The organism is Marinobacterium profundum, assembly GCF_001528745.1.
Classification (GTDB): Bacteria; Pseudomonadota; Gammaproteobacteria; order Pseudomonadales; family Balneatricaceae; genus Marinobacterium_A; species Marinobacterium_A profundum.
On the sequence record NZ_BCNS01000120.1, the window covers coordinates 1 to 17,615 of the forward strand.

Here is a 17,615-nt window from a genome sequence, read left to right on the forward strand (position 1 = left end):
GCACAAAAAACAGCCAAGCTCGGGTGGCTCGCAGTAGGTTGAGTATTGTCGGACAGCCTCCTGGTGCCTTACTGGCTGCTAACCAGGTCGCCGCGCTGGATGTTGAAAACTTCGCTGCTGTTGCCCAGGGTGCCGCTGGCGGAGAGCTGCTGTACGTCATCGACGACGATCGTCTGGCGACTGTTTTCAAGGCTGCTGTCGCGCAATCGGTCAAGGCGCAGCAAGCTGAGTCTGTCGCCACTGCTGATGCCGGCATTGCGGCCGGCGTCAAACCAGATGCGGTTGTTTTCTATGCGTGTGATGGGCGCGCGAAAGGGCAGGCAGGCTAGTTCTTCACCCAGTTCGTGCCCGACCTGATCTAGTAGCTGTCGGGTTTTGTTTCCGTAGTCCTGTTGCCAGAAGGCGGCGCTGGCAAAGCCGGTGTTTTGCTCCATTGGCAGATTCCACAATCCCTGAGTCTGGTACTGGTGACTGAGCAGCAGGGCGCCGGAGAGGGCGTCATGCACGAACAGATCGATGGCAAAACTGCGCAAATAACGGTCATCCTGTGGTTGAGCGCGGTTGAGCCAGTGTTTCAGAATGTTCTGTTCGCTGTGTACCGACGGGTTTTGCATGGACAGGTCGCGCACCACGCCTGAGACCAAGTACTGCGGGCCAAACTGTGCGCTTTGAGGCAGCAGGGTTTGCAGGCGACCATTGTCGAGTTGACGTGTGGGGGCGCTGAGGGGGTTGTTGATCAGGCGGGTGTTGCCGGCGTTGAGGGCTTCCAGGCGCGGGTTCAGGCTCAGTTTCTCTGTCAGCTCAAGGGCCAGTGCCTGTTCGATATTGCCGAGCTGGCCGAGGTTTGCATCCTGCGGGCGCTGCAGTACAAATGCGGTGACCGCCAGGCGGTTGCGGTACTGATGGCTACTGCCGTTGCTGCAGCCCTGAGCGATATCGACATCGGCACTGATGCGCACCAGCAACCAGTTGTCCTGGCGCTTTTCGTCCAGCAGTTGCACGTTGCGTACTTTGCCAAGGGAGGCCATATGCAGGTTGTCGACTTCGAGTATGCCGTCGTTCATCTGCTGATTGACGCTGATATAGGCGGCGGCCTGGAGCGCGGCCTGTTCGGTTGCATCCTGGATGGCGGCACGCCGCGCCGAGGCGATGTCCGAACCTATGATCATGGCGCGCCCTTCCGCCTGCATGCTCTGGGCCTGAGCGCCGGTGGCCAGGCTGAGCAGGATCGCCAGGCCTGTTATACGTAACAGAAGACTAAACATGTGCGCTCTCGGGCCGATACTCTTGGGGCAAAGGTATGCAATTTGAACCCGCCTTGCAAACTATGCCGTAGCGGCCTCGCGCGTTAAAGTGCGCAGGCGTTGGTGGTGCAGGGCGGCAGTGCAATGGCTGTTCAGGGGCTGGAGGGGTTAACCACGGCGGGCATTGTGCTAGTGTACTGCTTCGCCCTAGCAGCCTGTCTGACTTGACCGATCGCCGCGAGGGAAAGTCCGTTTTGAGGCGATTTTTGAGCTCTTTTGAGGCGAATAGTGGTTCTATTTAACGAAAAAGAGTGCGAGAAATGACCAAAATCGGCTTTTCCGCAGTAGATTAGTGTTAAGTCCGACAGGCTGTTAGTGGGTGCTTGTAGAGCCCGCCAATTCGTGTCCGACAAGGCGCCGTTCGTCGGTAATAGTGGGGCTCTTGCCAAGAATGGCAACGCCGCAGGGCGCGAATTGGCGAGCTCCCTTCGGGTGACTCGCTAAAAGTGCCTTTTAAGGGCGAAGCAGTACTCTAACTTGGCTGCGGATCAATGACGGATGACAAAAATGAAACGACTGGCTGGGGCATTGGTGCTGCTGATGACGGGTTGCGCCATGCAGGAACGTCCTCCCGTGGCCGTGCAGGTGGAGTCCTTCGGTGACAGCGCCGTGGCGCAGCTGCGCGAGCTTGGCGCCGAAGGCTCTGTCGGTGCTGGCGGAACGCCGGGCAGTGCATCCCTGAGTCTGCTGGAATCCCAAAGGCTGACGGATCCCATGAGTGAAGCTGTGGCACAGATGGTGGGCCAGCTGTCGGTCGGCTTGCGGGAGCATCGAGTCAAGCGTCTGCCTATGGCGGTGCTGCCCTTTGTTGAGCTGGCAGGTGACACCGCGGAAACGGCCACCGATTTGCTGGGTGAGCGTGTGGCGGAGAACTTTATCTATCAAATGCAGCAGGCGCAGTACAACCTGATCGATTACCGCGCCCTTAGCCTTACTACCACCGAAAAGGCGCCGCTTTCACGGCAGAACCTGTCGCTGCTGTTCAGTCGCAATCGTATCTACTTCGTGCTGACGGGCACTTATGCCCGCTATCCCGATGGCATAGTGCTGAATGCGCGGGTGCTGGATACCACCACGCGCCAGGTGCTCGCCAGCGGACAAACTCATGTGCCGGATGCGCGTCTTGAAGGTACGCTGCCAGGGTTTGATCCGTTGCAGGCGCTGGAGGCCGGCATGATTATCGAGAATGGCCGTGGCCCTGTGGGGCTGGAGCGTTGAGTATGGCAGCGGGAATCAGATTGGGGCTGGCGGGCGTTGCTCTTGCGTTGCTGGTGGGTTGCAGTTCGGTGCAGCAGAGCTGGCAGGAGGCGTCGGCGCGCTTAACGGGTCAGCCGCAGGAAGTTGAGCGTCGTGCGCCTGAGATGGTGACGGCAACCGGTTATGCTCCCATCAGCTTGCAACCTGGGCAAACCGAGCAGCATCGGGTGTTGCTGGCCATGCGGGCATCCAAACTGCGTGCCTATCAGGAGCTGGCGGCCGTGGTGCACGGGCAGTACCTGTATGGTACGACCCAGGTCAGCGATATGGTCATGCAGAGTGATCGCTTTCGTGCGGCTGTGTCTGGCATAGTGCGTGGCGCCCGGGTGGTGAAATCCTACCCGGTACAGGATGACACTTATGCGACCACCCTGGAGCTGGATCTGAGTCAGGTGCAGCGGGCCTGGGTGGTGACGGAGCGCTGAGGTCGCTCCACCGGAGTCAGTCTTTCGGGGCTGACTGCTTGAAACCGGCCAGCTGTTCAGCGCTGGCTTCTCCTTGATGCTTTTCCTTCCACTGGGCGTAGGGCTCGCCGTACACCAGTTCGCGGGCCTGTTCATAATCGACGCTTTCGCCCTGTTCGTCGGCGGCGGCAACATACCACTTGGACAGGCAGTTGCGGCAAAAACCCGCCAGGTTCATCAGGTCTATGTTCTGCACGTCCTTGCGATTGTCCAGGTGTTCAACCAGACGGCGAAAAACGGCGGCTTCAATCTCGGTACGGGTTTGCTGATTCATGGTCTTTCCTGTGCAGGGGGCCGGTGCCTGTTATTCCGGCGCATGTCGGATTGGGGTGTGCGCCGGGTGTTTCCGGCGCACGTAGCTGCATTCGTTCTAAGTGAAGTCAGTGTTCCTGCTGGACCTGCTCATCCAGCTGGCGGCAGATAGTGTCCTGCAGCTGGTGGCAAAGTTCAGGGTCGCTGATGGGCTGCTCGTTGGCGTCGGTGATAAAGAAATAATCCTCTACGCGCTCGCCGATGCTGGCGATCTTTGCCTTGCGTACTGAAATGCCAAATTCGACAAAGATACTGCCGATGCGCGCCAGCAGGCCGGGGCGGTCGGGGCTGCTGACTTCCAGTACGGTCTGCTGCATGACGGGATCGTTGCTGATGGTCACCCGGGTCGGCGTGGCGAACAGCTTGAGGGCACGGGGTACGCGGCGCTGGATGATATCCGGGAAGTCATCCGGGTCGTCCAGTTCTTCGACCAGGGTGTGCCTGATGTTGGCCAGATAATCGGGATTTTCCGACAGCGGCAGGTTGTCTTCGGTCAGTACCGAATAGGTGTTCAGGGTGCGGCCGTCGTCGGTCAGGATGATGCGGGCATCCTGGATGCTCAGGTGCAGCTGATCCAGTGCCGCCACTGTGGCCGGGAACAGGTTGGGCAGATCTTCACTGTAAATGAAGATCTCGGTCGCGCCCTCGTACACCCGGTACGAAGTTTTCTTTACCAGCACCAGTGGAAGCTTGTTGCTGCCGTGCTCCAGAATGGCCTCGGTATGCCAGGCGACATTGTTGGCATCTTCACGCAGGAAGTAATCGTTGCCGATATTGCTCCAGAGTTCCTGTACCTGGGCATCGTGAATGCCTTTGCGGCGCAGGGCGGCGAGGGCGTCTGTCTGCAGTTCTTCAATGCGGTCTTCAATATTGACCGGGTTTTCCAATCCGCGACGCAGCGCCCGCTTGGTTTCGGTGTAGAGCTGGCGCAGCAAGGTGGCGCGCCAGCTATTCCACAGAGTGTGGTTGGTGGCGTTGATGTCCGCCACGGTCAGTACATAAAGATAATCCAGGTGGACGCCATCGCCACAGTGCTTGGCAAAACGGTGGATAACTTCGGGGTCTGAAATATCACGCCGCTGGGCGGTCATGGACATCAGCAGGTGGTTGCGCACCAGCCAGGCGACCAGGTGAGAATCCCACTTGCCCAGATGATGGTTCTGGCAAAATCGCAGTGCATCGTCGGCGCCGAGCTCCGAGTGATCGCCGCCGCGGCCCTTGGCTATGTCGTGATAGAGGCCGGCCATATAGAGCAGTTCTATCTTGGGTAGCTGATTGACGATGCGATGGGCGATGGGGAACTGCTCGCGGTAGTCATTGTGGCGCAGCTGGCGCATCTTCTGAATGACTTTAAGCGTGTGGGCGTCCACGGTGTAAATGTGGAACAGGTCGTGCTGCATCTGGCCGACGATCTCGCCGAACTCCGGCAGGTAGCGGCCGAGGATGCCGTAGCGGTTCATGCGCTTGAGCTCGGTGGAAACCCCGTCCGGTGAGCGCAGCAGTTCCATGAACAGCGAGGTGTTGCGGATATCGGTTCTGAATGCGTCGTCGATCAGGTGGCGATGGTCGCGAATCAGCTTGATGGTGGAGGCCCGTACGCCCTTGATGGACGGGTTGTGGGCCAGCAATACAAACAGTTCCATGAGCGCAAAGGGGTGGCGGTTGAAGGTCGCGGGGCTGCGCACTTCGATATAGTCATTGTGGATACGAAAGCGCTTGTTCAACGGCCGGATAAGTTGCTCGTCGTCGGCTTTGAGTATGGCCTCATCGAAGTACTGCAGCAGCATGTCGTTGAACTCCGACATGGACTTGGCGATGCGATAATACTTGCTCATGAACTGCTCGACGGCCAGGGCGCCCTGCTGATCCTTGTAACCAAAGTACTCGGCCAGGGTACGCTGGTGGTCGAACAGCAGGCGGTCTTCGCGGCGTTTGCAGTGCATGTGCAGCGCATAACGCACGGCCCAGAGATAGAGCTCGCCCTTGTTGAGAATGTCGAGCTCGGATTCGGTCAGGAAACCGTGATCCACCAGGTTGCGGATATAGGTGGCACCGAAGTGCCTCTTGGCCACCCAGCCGATGGTCTGCAGGTCACGCAGGCCGCCGGGAGAGGTCTTGAGGTTGGGTTCCAGGTTGTACTCGGTGTTGTTGGTGCGCTCGTGGCGGTCACGCTGCTCGTTGAGCTTGGCGATAAAGAACTCGCGATCGGTCCAGGCGCCTTCAGATGTCACTCGCTCGTAGGTGTCGAGCTGCAGCTGGGGGTTGCCTACCAGGGTGCGTGATTCGAGCAGGTTGGTGGCGATAGTGATATCGCTGCGGGCTTCTTCGTAGCATTCATCCACGCTGCGAACGCTGGATCCAATGTCCAGCGACATGTCCCACAGTAGTGTCAGGAAGCCGCTGATGCTCTCCTGGGCCGACTCGGCTTCGATGCCGTTGAACAGTATCAGGATATCGACGTCAGAATGCGGATGCAGCTCGCCGCGGCCGTAGCCGCCCACCGCCACCAGGGCTATGTGCTGATCATCGGGCCATTCAAACAGATTCCAGGCGGCACAGAGAACCTGATCAGTGATCCAGGCACGGCCGTAGATCAGCTTGCGAATATCCTCCCCGTCCCGAAAGCGCTGGTGCATGCGCTCCTGGGCGTCCCTGATGGTTTTCTTGAAAATCGGTACCGGGGAGCGAGCTGCATCCAGTGCGCAACGAAAGGCAGCAACATCCAGCAGTGGGGTGTCGTCAGGGGTGGGGGTCGACATGGGCAGCCTCTAGATGAATGATCAGAGTGATTCTTCAGTGCGCAGGGTCAGAACTTCATGGCCATCGGCGGTCACGAGGATCATGTGTTCCCACTGGGCAGAGAGGCGGCGGTCAACGGTTTCGACGGTCCAGCCATCCTTTTTCGATAGTTTGACGTGGCGCTTGCCGGCGTTGATCATCGGTTCGATGGTGAAAATCATGCCTTCGCGCAGTTCTACACCAGTGCCAGGGCGGCCGTAATGCAGCACCTGGGGGTCTTCGTGAAACTCAAGGCCAATACCGTGACCGCAGTACTCGCGGACCACTGAGTAATGGTTGGCTTCGGCGTGCTGCTGGATCACGTGGCCGATATCACCCAGGTGGGCGCCGGGTTTGACCAGGGCGATGGCCTTGTACATGCATTCCTGGGTGATTTCGGCCAGGCGCTCGATATGGGGCGCGACCTTGCCCACCGGAAACATCTTGCTGGTATCGCCGTGGTAGCCGTCCTTGATAACGGTGATGTCGATATTGATGCTGTCGCCGTTCTTCAGCGGCTTGTCATTGGGGATGCCGTGGCAGACCACCTGGTTGACAGAAGTGCAGATTGACTTGGGAAAACCGTGGTAGTTCAGCGGCGCCGGAATGGCTTTCTGTTCATTGACGATATAGTCGTGACAGATCTGGTTCAGCTCGTTGGTGGTGACGCCGGGTTTTACGAAGGGCTCGATCATTTCCAGCACCTCGGCTGCCAGGCGGCCGGCAATGCGCATTTTTTCGATGTCTTCGGGTGTCTTGATGCTGATAGTCATGGTGTCTCGTCGTGATTTTTAATTCATGTGTTGCCGGCAATGCTCGCTTGCGGCCAAGTACTGGGATTGTAGCGAAATATGCCCGTCGAGCGAAAGCCGCGCTTCAAAAACGACCTCCGCTATGGTATAAATCCGCCTCCCTAAAAGCACCTCAGCTTTGGGGAATATCGCCACACACGTATCGACACAGTTTCCAGGGTGCCGCTCGCGGTTGGATGCTGGGATGCGTGGAGGTTTAACCCATTAAAATTTAGGAAGTTTTATCAGATGGCAAAAGTCACTATGCGTGACCTGCTTAAAGCAGGCGTTCACTTTGGTCACCAGTCTCGCTACTGGAACCCGAAAATGTCCAAATTCATTTTCGGCGCACGCAACAAGATTCATATCATCAACCTCGAGCACACTCTGCCGGCCCTGAATGGCGCCCTGGATGTGGTTAAAGGTATGGCCACCAACAAGAACAAGATCCTGTTCGTTGGTACCAAGCGTGCAGCTAGCAAGATCGTCCAGGAAGAAGCCAGCCGTGCAGGCATGCCGTATGTCAACCATCGCTGGTTGGGTGGCATGCTGACTAACTACAAGACGATTCGTCAGTCCATCCGTCGTCTGCGTGACCTTGAAGTACAGTCTGCTGACGGTACCTTCGCCAAGCTGACCAAGAAAGAAGCGCTGATGCGTCAGCGCGAAATGGAAAAGCTGGAACGTTCCATTGGCGGTATCAAGGAAATGGGCGGCCTGCCGGACGCACTGTTCGTTATAGACGTTGATCACGAGCGCATTGCTGTCAACGAAGCCAACAAACTGGGTATCCCGGTTATCGGCATTGTTGATACCAACAGCAATCCGGACGGCATTGATTATGTCATCCCGGGTAACGATGACGCTCTGCGTGCCATTCAGATCTACGCCATGGCTGCAGCTGATGCTTGCATCGAAGGTGCTGAACAGGGCGGTGCTAAAAACGAATTCGTTGAAGTAGAAGAGACAGCTGGCGAGTAATCGCCCTGTCGAAAAGACTGAATAGTCTCTTCGTACTTGCATAAGGGGGGCTCTGCTCCCCTTTTTTGAATTTGAATCAATGCGTTAATACGTGAATAGATGGGGAAAAACGACATGGCTAACTTCTCTGCTGCGCTGGTCAAGGAACTGCGTGAGCGTACCGGCCTGGGCATGATGGAGTGCAAAAAAGCACTGGCTGAAGCGAACGGCGACATTGAGCTTGCGATCGAAGATATGCGCAAAGCGTCCGGTATGAAGGCTGCCAAGAAAGCAAGCCGTACAGCAGCTGATGGTGTTGTTGCCGTTAAAGTGGCCGACGACAACAGCTACGGTATTGCTGTCGAAGTTAACTCTGAAACCGACTTCGCTGCGCGCGATACGGGTTTTCTGGCGTTTGTCGACAAGGTGCTGGCGCAGGCTTTCGCCTCCAAAGAGACCGATGTTGCTGTGCTGATGGCCGGTGAGCTGGATGGCGCCCGTGAAGCTCTGGTGCAGAAAATCGGCGAGAACATCTCTGTTCGTCGTGTGATTCTGGTTGAAGGCAATACCGTTGGTTTCTACGTTCACAGCACCAACAAGCTGGCGGCACTGGTTGCCCTGAGCGGTGGTGAAGCTGAGCTGGCTAAAGATGTTGCCATGCATGTGACTGCCGTCAACCCACAGGTTGTCAGCAAGGAAGACATGTCGGCTGAAGTCGTTGCCAAAGAGAAAGAAATCATTCTGGCTCAGCCGGACATGGCCAGCAAGCCGGCAGAAATTGCCGAGAAGATGGTTGTGGGTCGTATCGCCAAGTTCCTGGCTGAAAACAGCCTGGTTGAGCAGGCGTTCGTCAAGAACCCTGAGCTGAAAGTCGGCGACCTGGTTAAACAGGCGGGCTGTGAAGTACTGTCCTTTGTCCGCGTTGAAGTGGGTGAAGGCATCGAAGTTGAAAAAACCGACTTCGCCGCTGAAGTTGCAGCTCAGCTGAAAGGCTGATCGCAATTCGTGACACAGATTGCGCCTTGCTGGCGCAATCTTCCTCCTTGCTACACTGACCTGATCTCGTTTGAGCGGAGACTTCTAGATGGCTGCCAGTGACAGACACTCCAGATATAAACGTATTCTCCTCAAGTTGAGTGGCGAAGCCCTGATGGGCGACGACAATTTCGGTATTGATCCCAAAGTACTGAACCGCATGGCGCTTGAGATCGGCCAACTGGTCGGTATAGGCGTGCAGGTAGGTATGGTTATCGGCGGGGGCAATCTGTTTCGTGGCGCGGCGCTGAGTGCGGCCGGCATGGACCGGGTTACCGGAGATCATATGGGTATGCTGGCCACAGTGATGAACGCGCTGGCGATGCGCGACGCGCTGGAGCGCAGCAATATTGATACCCGTGTTATGTCCGCCATTCCCATGAGCGGTGTTGTGGATCACTATGATCGTCGCAATGCGATGCGCTACCTGAACCAGGGCGATGTCGTGATCTTTGCTGCCGGGACCGGCAATCCTTTCTTTACCACCGATTCTGCGGCTTGCCTGCGGGGCATTGAGGTGGAAACGGATGTGGTGCTCAAGGCGACCAAGGTGGATGGCGTTTATACTGCCGACCCCATGAAAGATCCGAAGGCCAAGCGCTACGTGCATCTTAATTACGACGAAGCAATCGAAAAGCAGCTCGGCGTAATGGATCTAACGGCCCTTTGTCTGGCCCGCGACCATCAGATGCCGGTACGGGTATTCAACATGAACAAGCCCGGGGCACTGGTCAATCTGGTTGTGGGTGGTGAAGAAGGCACCCTGATAGATGGCGCTGAAGGCGTAGGAGAAAAATATGCTGAATGAAATAGTTAAAGACGCAGAAGTACGTATGGCCAAGAGCATCGAGTCTCTGGTTGATCACTTCAAACGTATTCGTACCGGACGTGCTCATCCGAGCATTCTGGATTCGCTGACCATCAGCTACTACGGTAGCGATGTGCCTATTACCCAGGTAGCCAACGTGAGTGTGGAAGATTCCCGCACCCTGGCGATCAATCCCTGGGAAAAGCAAATGGTAGGCGTGATCGAAAAAGCGATCATGAAATCCGATCTGGGCCTTAATCCGTCCACCAATGGCGATACCATTCGTTTGCCGATGCCGGCCCTGACCGAAGAAACCCGCAAGGGTTATATCCGTCAGGCGCGTCAGGAAGCGGAGAACGGCCGAGTATCGGTTCGCAACGTGCGACGCGATGCCAACGGCACGATCAAGGACCTGCTTAAGGACAAGGAAGTATCCGAGGACGAAGGCCGTCGTGCCGAAGACCAGGTACAGAAACTCACGGACAAGTACGTGGCTGAAGTAGATAAGCTGCTTGAGCAGAAAGAAACGGACTTGATGGAAATTTGATGACCGCCGGGGCGCCTGGTGCCTGGGTATCGGGTGCCCCGCGTATAGTCTTATGTCGGTGAATAATATTTCCAATAATACTTTGGGCACGGAGTTGCCACGTCATATTGCCATTATTATGGATGGCAATAACCGTTGGGCCAAAGCCCGTCGTCTGCCAGGCCTTGCGGGTCATCGTGCAGGCGTCGAGAGCGTGCGTCAGGTGATCGAAGGCTGTATCGAGCAGGGTGTGGAGTGTCTTACCCTGTTTGCGTTCAGTAGCGAGAACTGGCGGCGTCCGGCGCTTGAGGTCACAGGGTTGATGGAGTTGTTCATGCGTGCGCTCGAGCGTGAGGCGCGCAAGCTGGAAAAGAACGGGATTCGCCTGCATATTATTGGTGATCGCAGTCGCTTTAGTGCGTCCTTGCAGCGCAAGATGGACGAGGTTGAAGCGCTCACTGCCGGCAATACAACCCTTAATCTGAATATCGCTGCCAATTATGGTGGGCGCTGGGATATTACCCAGGCAGCGGCTGCCGTTGCCCGCGACTGCGTCGCCGGAAATCTGGATCCAGATGCGCTGGATGAGGCTCTGTTCGATGGCTACTGCATGCTGTCGGATCAACCCAAACCTGATCTGTGCATACGCACGGCAGGGGAGCAGCGAATCAGCAACTTCCTGATCTGGCAGTTGGCTTATACCGAACTCTATTTTGCGGACTGTTTCTGGCCTGATTTTGGCAAGGAAGAGTTGAGCGCGGCCATCAGGGACTATTGTGGCCGTCAGCGCCGCTTTGGCAAGACCAGTGAACAGATAGAGGCGGAACGCGGTGCTTAAACAGCGACTACTTACGGCATTGGTTCTGGCGCCACTGACGCTTGCGGGTGTTTTCCTGCTGCCGTTGCCGGGTTTCGAGCTCTTTGTGGCTGCGGCCATGTTGCTGGGGGCCTGGGAGTGGAGCCAGTTGGCCGGCTTTGAACGCCTGGTATCGCGCCTGGCATTTAGCAGTGGTCTGGGTGTGTTGATTGGGCTTTGTATAGTTATCAAGCCCTTGGTGTCGGTGCCGGTGCTAATGTTGCTTAGCGTGCTCTTCTGGCTGGTGGCGCTGTACTGGGTGGTGAGCTATCCGGGCGTTAATATCTGGCGTGCGCGCGGTAGTCGCCTGGCGATCGGGTATCTGGTGCTGATCAGCAGCTGGTTTGCGCTGGTTGAGCTCAAGCGGCTCGACCAGGGCGGTGTGTTGATCCTGCTGCTGCTACTACTGGTGTGGGCGTCGGACATCGGGGCCTATATCAGCGGCAAGGCCTGGGGGCGCAACAAGCTGGCGCCCAATGTCAGCCCAGGCAAGACCCGAGAGGGTCTCTGGGGTGGTTTGCTGTGCTGCATTCTGGTTGGCGCTGTTTATGGGCTGACTCGTGAACTCCCGCTGCTGCAGTTGGTCTACCTCGTCGTGCTATCCCTGTGCACAGGGCTTGCGTCCGTGCTGGGTGATCTGTTCGAGAGTATGCTCAAGCGTCACCAGGGTATCAAGGACAGTGGTTGCATGTTGCCAGGGCACGGTGGTGTACTGGATCGAATCGACAGTCTGACGGCCGCCGCTCCCGTGTTTGTGCTCGGGATGTGGCTCATTGCCTAAAGCCAGCGTGGAGTTGTGATGAGTATTCTGCATACCTTGCTAGCCACCCTGGTTACTCTGGGGCTGCTGGTCACCATTCATGAGTGGGGACACTTCTGGGTCGCCAGGCGCTGTGGCGTCAAGGTGCTGCGCTTTTCTGTGGGTTTCGGCAAGCCGCTCTGGTCACGGCGTGATCGCCAGGGTACCGAATACGTAGTGGCAGCCATACCGCTGGGTGGCTATGTGCGCATGCTGGACGAGCGCGAAGAGGCGGTTCCCGAAGCTCTGCGCTCCCAGGCCTTCAACAACAAGCCGCTGTGGGCACGCAGTGCCATAGTGGCGGCTGGTCCCGTGGTTAATTTGCTGTTTGCCGTGCTGGCCTACTGGGCCATGTACGTTGTTGGTGTGAGCACGGTGGCGCCGGTGATCGGTCAGGTTCTGCCGGGTACGCCGGCCTATGAGGCCGGTGTTGAATCCGGTGGTGAGGTGGTAGGGCTTGATAGCAACGACCTGCATTCATGGGAAGAGTTGAATCTGCGTCTGGCGTCCCATATTGGCGATAGTCGGATCCTGTCCCTGCGCGTGCGCTATGACGATGCCTCGACGCCTGTGATCTATCCGGTGCGGCTGGATGCCTGGCAAGTGGACGTCGAGCGCGAAAGCCCGCTGCGAGCGCTGGGCTTGCGGCCCTATCAGCCACCGGTGCCGGCGATTCTCGGTCAGTTGCTGGAAGGCGGTCAGGCGGCGGCTGCAGGTTTGCGCACTGGTGATCAGGTACTGAGTATTGATGGTGATGCCATCGATGACTGGATGGCGCTGGTTGAACGGGTACGCGCCAGTCCTGGTGAGCCACTGCAACTGATGGTGGAGCGCAGTGGTGGTCAGCTTGGTATAGCCTTGACGCCTGAAGTGCGTGAGAGCGAAGCTGGCCCCATCGGCTATATAGGTGCGGGTGTGCAATCGATCAGCTGGCCGGCGGAGATGGAGCGTACGCTGAGTTATGGCCCCGTTGAGGCGCTGGGTGTGGCCGTTGCCAAAACCGGGCAGATGATAAGTCTAACCCTCGAATCCATCTGGAAAATGCTCGAGGGTGTGATCTCGGTAAAAAACTTGAGCGGTCCCATCACCATTGCTAAAGTGGCTGGGGCCTCGGCGGCGTCCGGGCTTGAGTCCTTTGTCAGTTTTCTTGCATATCTGAGTATTAGTCTCGGGGTGCTGAATTTGCTTCCTATCCCGATGCTGGATGGGGGACATCTGTTTTATTATGGGCTTGAGGCTCTGCGTGGCAAGCCCGTCAGCGAACGGGTGCAGATGTTCGGGCTCAGGATCGGTATGGCGTTATTGTTTTCCCTGATGGCAGTTGCAATCGTTAATGACCTGATGCGGCTGTAGAAATGGCATGGTTGCCTGTTTTTTCGACGGAATAAGAAGTAGTTCATGAAACTCAGATTCGGGCTTCTTTTCTCCCTGCTATGTTGGGGGAGTCTGGCGCACGCCGCCATAACACCTTTTACCGTAACCGATATCCGTCTGGAAGGGCTGCAGCGGATTGAGCCCGGGAACGTGTTCCGCAACTTCCCCATAGCCACCGGTGACCTGGTCTCGCAGTACGAGCTTACGCGGGCGTCCCGGCAGTTATTTGGTTCTGGCTATTTCGATGATGTCGAACTGCTGCGTGATGGCGATGTGCTGGTGCTGCGCCTTAAAGAACGCCCGTCCGTAAGCCTGATCCGTCTTGAGGGTAACAAGGTACTCAAGGAAAAGGATCTGCTCGAGGGGTTGAAGCAGAGCGGTCTGCAGGAAGGCGAAGTCTTCAAGCGCGCAGCACTTGATCGTATTCAGCTTGATCTGCAGCGGCTCTATGTTGCTCAGGGGCGCTACGGCGCTGCGGTATCGGCGGAAGTCGAGTCGCTGTCGGGTAACCGGGTGGCGCTGAATATCGATATTCGTGAAGGTGAAGTCGCGACCATTCAGCACATCAACGTAGTTGGCAACAGCGTGTTTGACGACGCAGAGCTGGACAAACTGTTCGAGTTGAAACTGCCGAGCTTCTGGAGCTTTATCACGGATGACGATCGTTATTCGCGCGAAAAGCTGTCGGGCGATATCGAGCGGCTGCGCTCCTGGTATCTTGATCGCGGCTACATCAATTTCGCTGTCGATTCCACGCAGGTCAGTATTTCCCCTGACAAAAAACACGTCTACATCACAGTTAACGTCACCGAAGGTGAGCAGTACAAGGTGCGCAATGTTGATCTTGCCGGCACCATGGCGGTACCACGGGAAGAGCTGGAAGCCGAGCTGCAGGTTGAGTCCGAGCAGGTTTTTTCGCGTCAGCGCATGACCGACTCCCAGGAACGCCTGGTGCGCAAGCTGGGTGACAACGGTTACATGTTCGCCAATGTCAGTCCTGTGCCTACCCTGCATGAGGACGACAACACGGTTTCACTGCGCTACTTTATCGAACCCGGCCAGCGAACCTATGTGCGCCGCATCCTGATCAAGGGCAACACGACTACCGCCGATGAAGTGGTGCGTCAGCAGCTGACCCAGATGGAAGCCGGCATAGCCTCTGCCGAAAAAATTGAGAACTCCAAGGAGCGTCTGTCCCGTACCGGCTACTTTAAGTCAGTGGATGTGCAGACTCGTCCTGTGCCCGGCACCAATGATCAGGTAGACGTGGAATACACAGTTGCCGAGCAACCGTCGGGCCAGTTTACCGCCGCGGTGGGTTTCTCCCAGAGTGACGGTATTATCCTGCAGCTGGGTGTGCAGCAGGACAACTTCTTTGGTAGCGGCAAGAAGGTGGGTTTTAACCTGTCCAACAGCTCGACCCTGACCGAATACAGCTTCAACTATACGGATCCGTTCTACACCGTTGATGGTGTCAGTCGTGGCTTTGACGTTTTCTATCGCGAACGTGATTTCGACGAAGACGATGTCAGTAGTTACACCACCGATGAATACGGTGCCGGTGTGAACTTCGGTTACCCGATCGATGACTATCAGCGCCTGAGCTTCGGGGCTGGCTTTGAATCCATCAGTATTAATACCTTTGATACAACGGCGCCGGAAATCGAAACTTTTATTACTGACGAAGGTGATGATACTTATTTGAACTGGCTGCTCAAAGCATCCTGGACAGATAATCACCTCAATCGCGGCATCTTCCCGACCAGTGGCTACTCCCAGAGTCTGTCGCTTGAGGCGGCGGTGCCGGGCAGTGACCTGACGTACATGAAAGGTTTGTACCGCAGTGAATTTTTCAAGCCATTGAACAGTGTTGAAACCTGGGTGCTGGGTGCCGGCGGGCGTATTGGCTATGCCGATAGCCTGGGCGGTAACGCCTATCCATTCTTTAAGAACTACTATGCCGGCGGCTTGAAAACCGTACGTGGCTACAAGAACAACTCCCTGGGGCCGCGTGACTCCAGCGACGATGCCGATCCCTTCGGTGGTAACGTCCTGATGGTGGGCTCGCTGGAACTGATCTTCCCGACGCCATTTATCAGTGATCAGTCGGGCTGGCGTACTCTGGCATTTATGGATGCCGGTAACGTCTTTACCACTGACTGCCTGACCGGCGCGACCAACTGTACCGAGGGTGTCGACTTTGGCGACATTCGTTACTCGCTGGGTGTGGGGCTGAGCTGGCTGACGCCGGTAGGGCCGCTGTCTGTAGCGCTGGCGGTGCCGCTGAATGATCAGGGCGAAGATGATACTGAATTCTTCCAGTTTGCTCTTGGGCAGACATTTTAAGGACCTATGATGAACGCTATTCGTGGCATGTTGCTGGTACTGGTTGCTGTGTTTTCGCTACAGGCTGCGGCTGAATCCATTGCTGTACTGAGTGTTGAAGAGGCGTTGCTGAAATCCAAGGCGGCCGCTACTTTCCGGGAAGGACTCAAGCGCGAGCTGGCCTCTGAGGAAAAGCAGGTTGTCGATATGGAAAAGCAGGCCAAGGCGCTGCAGGACAAGCTGCGCAAGAATCAGGGTCTGCAGTCCAGCGATGATGCCAAGCAGCTCGCGCTGCAATTCCAGAAGGCTTACGGCCAGTATCAGAAAATGGGTCAGGAACTGCAGCAGAAACGGGCAGAACGCGAGCGCGATTTCCTGCAGGAAATGCGCCCCAAGCTGGATCAGGTGATTCGTGACCTGATCAAGCAAAAGGGCTTTGATGTGGTGCTGGCCAAGCAGGCGACGGTGTTTATCCGCACCGAGCTGGATATCACGCCCCTGGTCATTGAACAGCTGAACAAGCTCTAGGGCCCCATGGCGGCTACTCGAACTTTCAGGCTTCAGGAGATAGCCGACTTGATCGGCGGCGAGGTAAAAGGGGATCCGGGCTACCGGGTGTCCGGCCTCGCGACCTTGCAATCAGCTGGCCCAGGCCAGCTTTCGTTTTTTGCCAATGGTCGTTATCTGCCGCAACTGCGCGCAAGTCAGGCCGGTGCCGTACTGGTGCGCGCCGAACATCTTGACTCGGTGCCCGGTGCGGCCATTCTTGTGGATGACCCCTATCTGACCTATGCCCGTGTGAGTCAGTTGTTTGACTGGCGCAAGCCGGTGCTGCCCGGTGTTCATCCCACGGCGGTACTGGCGGCGGACGTGCAGCTGGATCCCGGCGCCGAAATTGGCGCCCAGGCGGTGATAGGTGCAGGCTGTATCATCGCTGCGGGGGTTTTTGTTGGGCCCCATGCAGTTATCGGTGCCTCCTGTCGCATCGGTGAAAACAGCCGGGTCGAGGCCGGTGTGGTGCTGTATGATAGCGTCACGCTGGGAGCGCGCTGCATTATTCACTCAGGTGCGGTGCTGGGGGCCGATGGTTTTGGTTTTGCTCCGGAATCCGGTCGCTGGGTGAAAATTTACCAGCTGGGCGGCGTTACCGTGGGTGATGATGTCGAAATCGGAGCCGGTACGACCATCGACAGGGGCGCGCTGGACGACACTTATATTGGCGACGGTGTGAAGCTGGATAACCAGATTCAGATCGCACATAACGTGCACATAGGCGCGGGTACGGCCATTGCTGGCGGTACCGCTGTTGCCGGAAGCACTAAGATCGGCGAGCGCTGCACCATAGCGGGCCTGTCGGGTATTACCGGTCACCTGACAATTGCCGCCGGTACCCATATCACCGCGATGTCACTGGTGAGCAAGTCAATTACCCAGCCTGGCGCCTATTCGTCAGGCACGGGACTGCAACCGCACCAGAGCTGGAAGCGCAATGTCGTGCGTTTCAAACAGCTGGATGAACTCGCCCGGCGTGTTGCAAAACTGGAACAGACAATTGAGCTTAATTCTATTGAAGGTCATAAAGAATGATGATGGACATTAAGGAAATTCGGGAGTATTTACCTCACCGATACCCTTTTCTGTTGGTTGACAGGGTACTTGAGCTGGAAGTGGGTGAGTCCATCGTCGCGATCAAGAATGTTACGGTTAACGAGCCTTTCTTCAACGGCCACTTCCCCGGCCATCCTGTCATGCCGGGCGTGCTGATCGTCGAGGCGATGGCGCAGGCGGCGGGCATCCTTGGTTTTAAAACCATGGACAAGAAGCCCCAGGACGGTTCAATCTATTACTTCGTTGGTGCTGACGACCTGCGCTTCAAGCGCCCCGTGGTACCCGGTGACCAGCTGCGTCTGGAAGCCCGCAAGCTGTCCGAACGCCGTGGCATCTGGAAATTTGCCGTACGTGCATCCGTTGACGGCGATACTGTCAGTTCCGCAACCATTCTGTGTGCAGATAGAAAGGTGTAACC

At 56.9% G+C, this 17,615-nt stretch carries 17 protein-coding genes; 13 read left to right on the forward strand and 4 right to left on the reverse strand.

Annotated features, from left to right (window positions below):
* Window positions 1-68: 68 nt before the first annotated feature.
* Window positions 69-1,265: a flagellar assembly protein T N-terminal domain-containing protein gene (locus MPRO_RS12635; protein ID WP_067292899.1), complete on the reverse strand. Its 1,197-nt coding sequence runs from the start codon at window positions 1,263-1,265 to the stop codon at window positions 69-71.
* A gap of 546 nt (window positions 1,266-1,811) precedes the next feature.
* Between MPRO_RS12635 and MPRO_RS12640 the strand changes: the two genes are divergently transcribed.
* Window positions 1,812-2,522, forward strand: a complete 711-nt coding sequence (locus MPRO_RS12640; protein WP_067292902.1) for a FlgO family outer membrane protein — start codon at window positions 1,812-1,814, stop codon at window positions 2,520-2,522.
* A gap of 2 nt (window positions 2,523-2,524) precedes the next feature.
* Window positions 2,525-2,986, forward strand: a complete 462-nt coding sequence (locus tag MPRO_RS12645; RefSeq protein ID WP_067292905.1) for an LPP20 family lipoprotein — start codon at window positions 2,525-2,527, stop codon at window positions 2,984-2,986.
* Between the two features lie 16 nt (window positions 2,987-3,002).
* On the opposite strand, the gene MPRO_RS12650 is transcribed toward MPRO_RS12645, so the two are convergent.
* The 3 genes from MPRO_RS12650 to map all read right to left on the reverse strand — a co-directional run bounded on the left by MPRO_RS12650 (window position 3,003) and on the right by map (window position 6,888).
* Window positions 3,003-3,299 (reverse strand): DUF1244 domain-containing protein, encoded by a 297-nt coding sequence (locus MPRO_RS12650; RefSeq protein ID WP_067292908.1) that lies wholly within the window; start codon window positions 3,297-3,299, stop codon window positions 3,003-3,005.
* Between the two features lie 106 nt (window positions 3,300-3,405).
* Window positions 3,406-6,096: a [protein-PII] uridylyltransferase gene (locus tag MPRO_RS12655; protein ID WP_067292911.1), complete on the reverse strand. Its 2,691-nt coding sequence runs from the start codon at window positions 6,094-6,096 to the stop codon at window positions 3,406-3,408.
* A 21-nt stretch (window positions 6,097-6,117) separates the two neighbouring features.
* Window positions 6,118-6,888, reverse strand: a complete 771-nt coding sequence (map, locus tag MPRO_RS12660) for a type I methionyl aminopeptidase (protein WP_067292914.1) — start codon at window positions 6,886-6,888, stop codon at window positions 6,118-6,120.
* A gap of 267 nt (window positions 6,889-7,155) precedes the next feature.
* Here map and rpsB point away from each other — a divergent pair, with 267 nt between their 5' ends.
* From rpsB to fabZ, 11 genes are all read left to right on the forward strand, one after another.
* Complete coding sequence (rpsB, locus tag MPRO_RS12665) at window positions 7,156-7,887, forward strand: 30S ribosomal protein S2 (protein ID WP_067292917.1); 732 nt, start codon at window positions 7,156-7,158, stop codon at window positions 7,885-7,887.
* Between the two features lie 114 nt (window positions 7,888-8,001).
* Window positions 8,002-8,862, forward strand: a complete 861-nt coding sequence (tsf, locus tag MPRO_RS12670) for a translation elongation factor Ts (RefSeq protein ID WP_067292920.1) — start codon at window positions 8,002-8,004, stop codon at window positions 8,860-8,862.
* An 88-nt stretch (window positions 8,863-8,950) separates the two neighbouring features.
* Complete coding sequence (gene pyrH / locus MPRO_RS12675) at window positions 8,951-9,709, forward strand: UMP kinase (RefSeq protein ID WP_067292922.1); 759 nt, start codon at window positions 8,951-8,953, stop codon at window positions 9,707-9,709.
* Window positions 9,699-10,256, forward strand: coding sequence for a ribosome recycling factor (frr, locus tag MPRO_RS12680; protein ID WP_067292925.1), 558 nt, complete (start codon window positions 9,699-9,701; stop codon window positions 10,254-10,256). The genes pyrH and frr overlap by 11 nt, the downstream gene beginning before the upstream one ends.
* A gap of 52 nt (window positions 10,257-10,308) precedes the next feature.
* A complete protein-coding gene (uppS, locus tag MPRO_RS12685; RefSeq protein ID WP_067292928.1) occupies window positions 10,309-11,073 on the forward strand; it encodes a polyprenyl diphosphate synthase in 765 nt (254 codons plus the stop codon).
* Window positions 11,066-11,872, forward strand: coding sequence for a phosphatidate cytidylyltransferase (locus MPRO_RS12690; protein WP_067292930.1), 807 nt, complete (start codon window positions 11,066-11,068; stop codon window positions 11,870-11,872). Before uppS ends, MPRO_RS12690 begins: the two co-directional genes overlap by 8 nt.
* Window positions 11,873-11,890: 18 nt before the next feature.
* Window positions 11,891-13,243, forward strand: a complete 1,353-nt coding sequence (rseP, locus tag MPRO_RS12695; RefSeq protein WP_067292933.1) for an RIP metalloprotease RseP — start codon at window positions 11,891-11,893, stop codon at window positions 13,241-13,243.
* Window positions 13,244-13,288: 45 nt separating this feature from the next.
* Entirely contained in the window at window positions 13,289-15,610 is a 2,322-nt protein-coding gene (gene bamA / locus MPRO_RS12700; RefSeq protein ID WP_067292937.1) for an outer membrane protein assembly factor BamA, read from the forward strand.
* Between the two features lie 9 nt (window positions 15,611-15,619).
* Window positions 15,620-16,117, forward strand: a complete 498-nt coding sequence (locus tag MPRO_RS12705) for an OmpH/Skp family outer membrane protein (RefSeq protein ID WP_067292940.1) — start codon at window positions 15,620-15,622, stop codon at window positions 16,115-16,117.
* 48 nt (window positions 16,118-16,165) lie between these two features.
* Window positions 16,166-17,176 (forward strand): UDP-3-O-(3-hydroxymyristoyl)glucosamine N-acyltransferase, encoded by a 1,011-nt coding sequence (gene lpxD / locus MPRO_RS12710; RefSeq protein ID WP_369406729.1) that lies wholly within the window; start codon window positions 16,166-16,168, stop codon window positions 17,174-17,176.
* A complete protein-coding gene (gene fabZ / locus MPRO_RS12715; protein ID WP_067292947.1) occupies window positions 17,173-17,613 on the forward strand; it encodes a 3-hydroxyacyl-ACP dehydratase FabZ in 441 nt (146 codons plus the stop codon). The genes lpxD and fabZ overlap by 4 nt, the downstream gene beginning before the upstream one ends.
* Window positions 17,614-17,615: the final 2 nt, after the last annotated feature.

Excerpts from the sequence above, each read along its gene's own strand:
- MPRO_RS12635 (WP_067292899.1), bottom strand. The coding sequence starts at position 1,265 with ATGTTTAGTCTTCTGTTACGTATAACAGGCCTGGCGATCCTGCTCAGC.
- MPRO_RS12640 (WP_067292902.1), top strand. The coding sequence starts at position 1,812 with ATGAAACGACTGGCTGGGGCATTGGTGCTGCTGATGACGGGTTGCGCC.
- MPRO_RS12645 (WP_067292905.1), top strand. The coding sequence starts at position 2,525 with ATGGCAGCGGGAATCAGATTGGGGCTGGCGGGCGTTGCTCTTGCGTTG.
- MPRO_RS12650 (WP_067292908.1), bottom strand. The coding sequence starts at position 3,299 with ATGAATCAGCAAACCCGTACCGAGATTGAAGCCGCCGTTTTTCGCCGT.
- MPRO_RS12655 (WP_067292911.1), bottom strand. The coding sequence starts at position 6,096 with ATGTCGACCCCCACCCCTGACGACACCCCACTGCTGGATGTTGCTGCC.
- map (WP_067292914.1), bottom strand. The coding sequence starts at position 6,888 with ATGACTATCAGCATCAAGACACCCGAAGACATCGAAAAAATGCGCATT.
- rpsB (WP_067292917.1), top strand. The coding sequence starts at position 7,156 with ATGGCAAAAGTCACTATGCGTGACCTGCTTAAAGCAGGCGTTCACTTT.
- tsf (WP_067292920.1), top strand. The coding sequence starts at position 8,002 with ATGGCTAACTTCTCTGCTGCGCTGGTCAAGGAACTGCGTGAGCGTACC.
- pyrH (WP_067292922.1), top strand. The coding sequence starts at position 8,951 with ATGGCTGCCAGTGACAGACACTCCAGATATAAACGTATTCTCCTCAAG.
- frr (WP_067292925.1), top strand. The coding sequence starts at position 9,699 with ATGCTGAATGAAATAGTTAAAGACGCAGAAGTACGTATGGCCAAGAGC.
- uppS (WP_067292928.1), top strand. The coding sequence starts at position 10,309 with ATGTCGGTGAATAATATTTCCAATAATACTTTGGGCACGGAGTTGCCA.
- rseP (WP_067292933.1), top strand. The coding sequence starts at position 11,891 with ATGAGTATTCTGCATACCTTGCTAGCCACCCTGGTTACTCTGGGGCTG.
- bamA (WP_067292937.1), top strand. The coding sequence starts at position 13,289 with ATGAAACTCAGATTCGGGCTTCTTTTCTCCCTGCTATGTTGGGGGAGT.
- MPRO_RS12705 (WP_067292940.1), top strand. The coding sequence starts at position 15,620 with ATGAACGCTATTCGTGGCATGTTGCTGGTACTGGTTGCTGTGTTTTCG.
- fabZ (WP_067292947.1), top strand. The coding sequence starts at position 17,173 with ATGATGATGGACATTAAGGAAATTCGGGAGTATTTACCTCACCGATAC.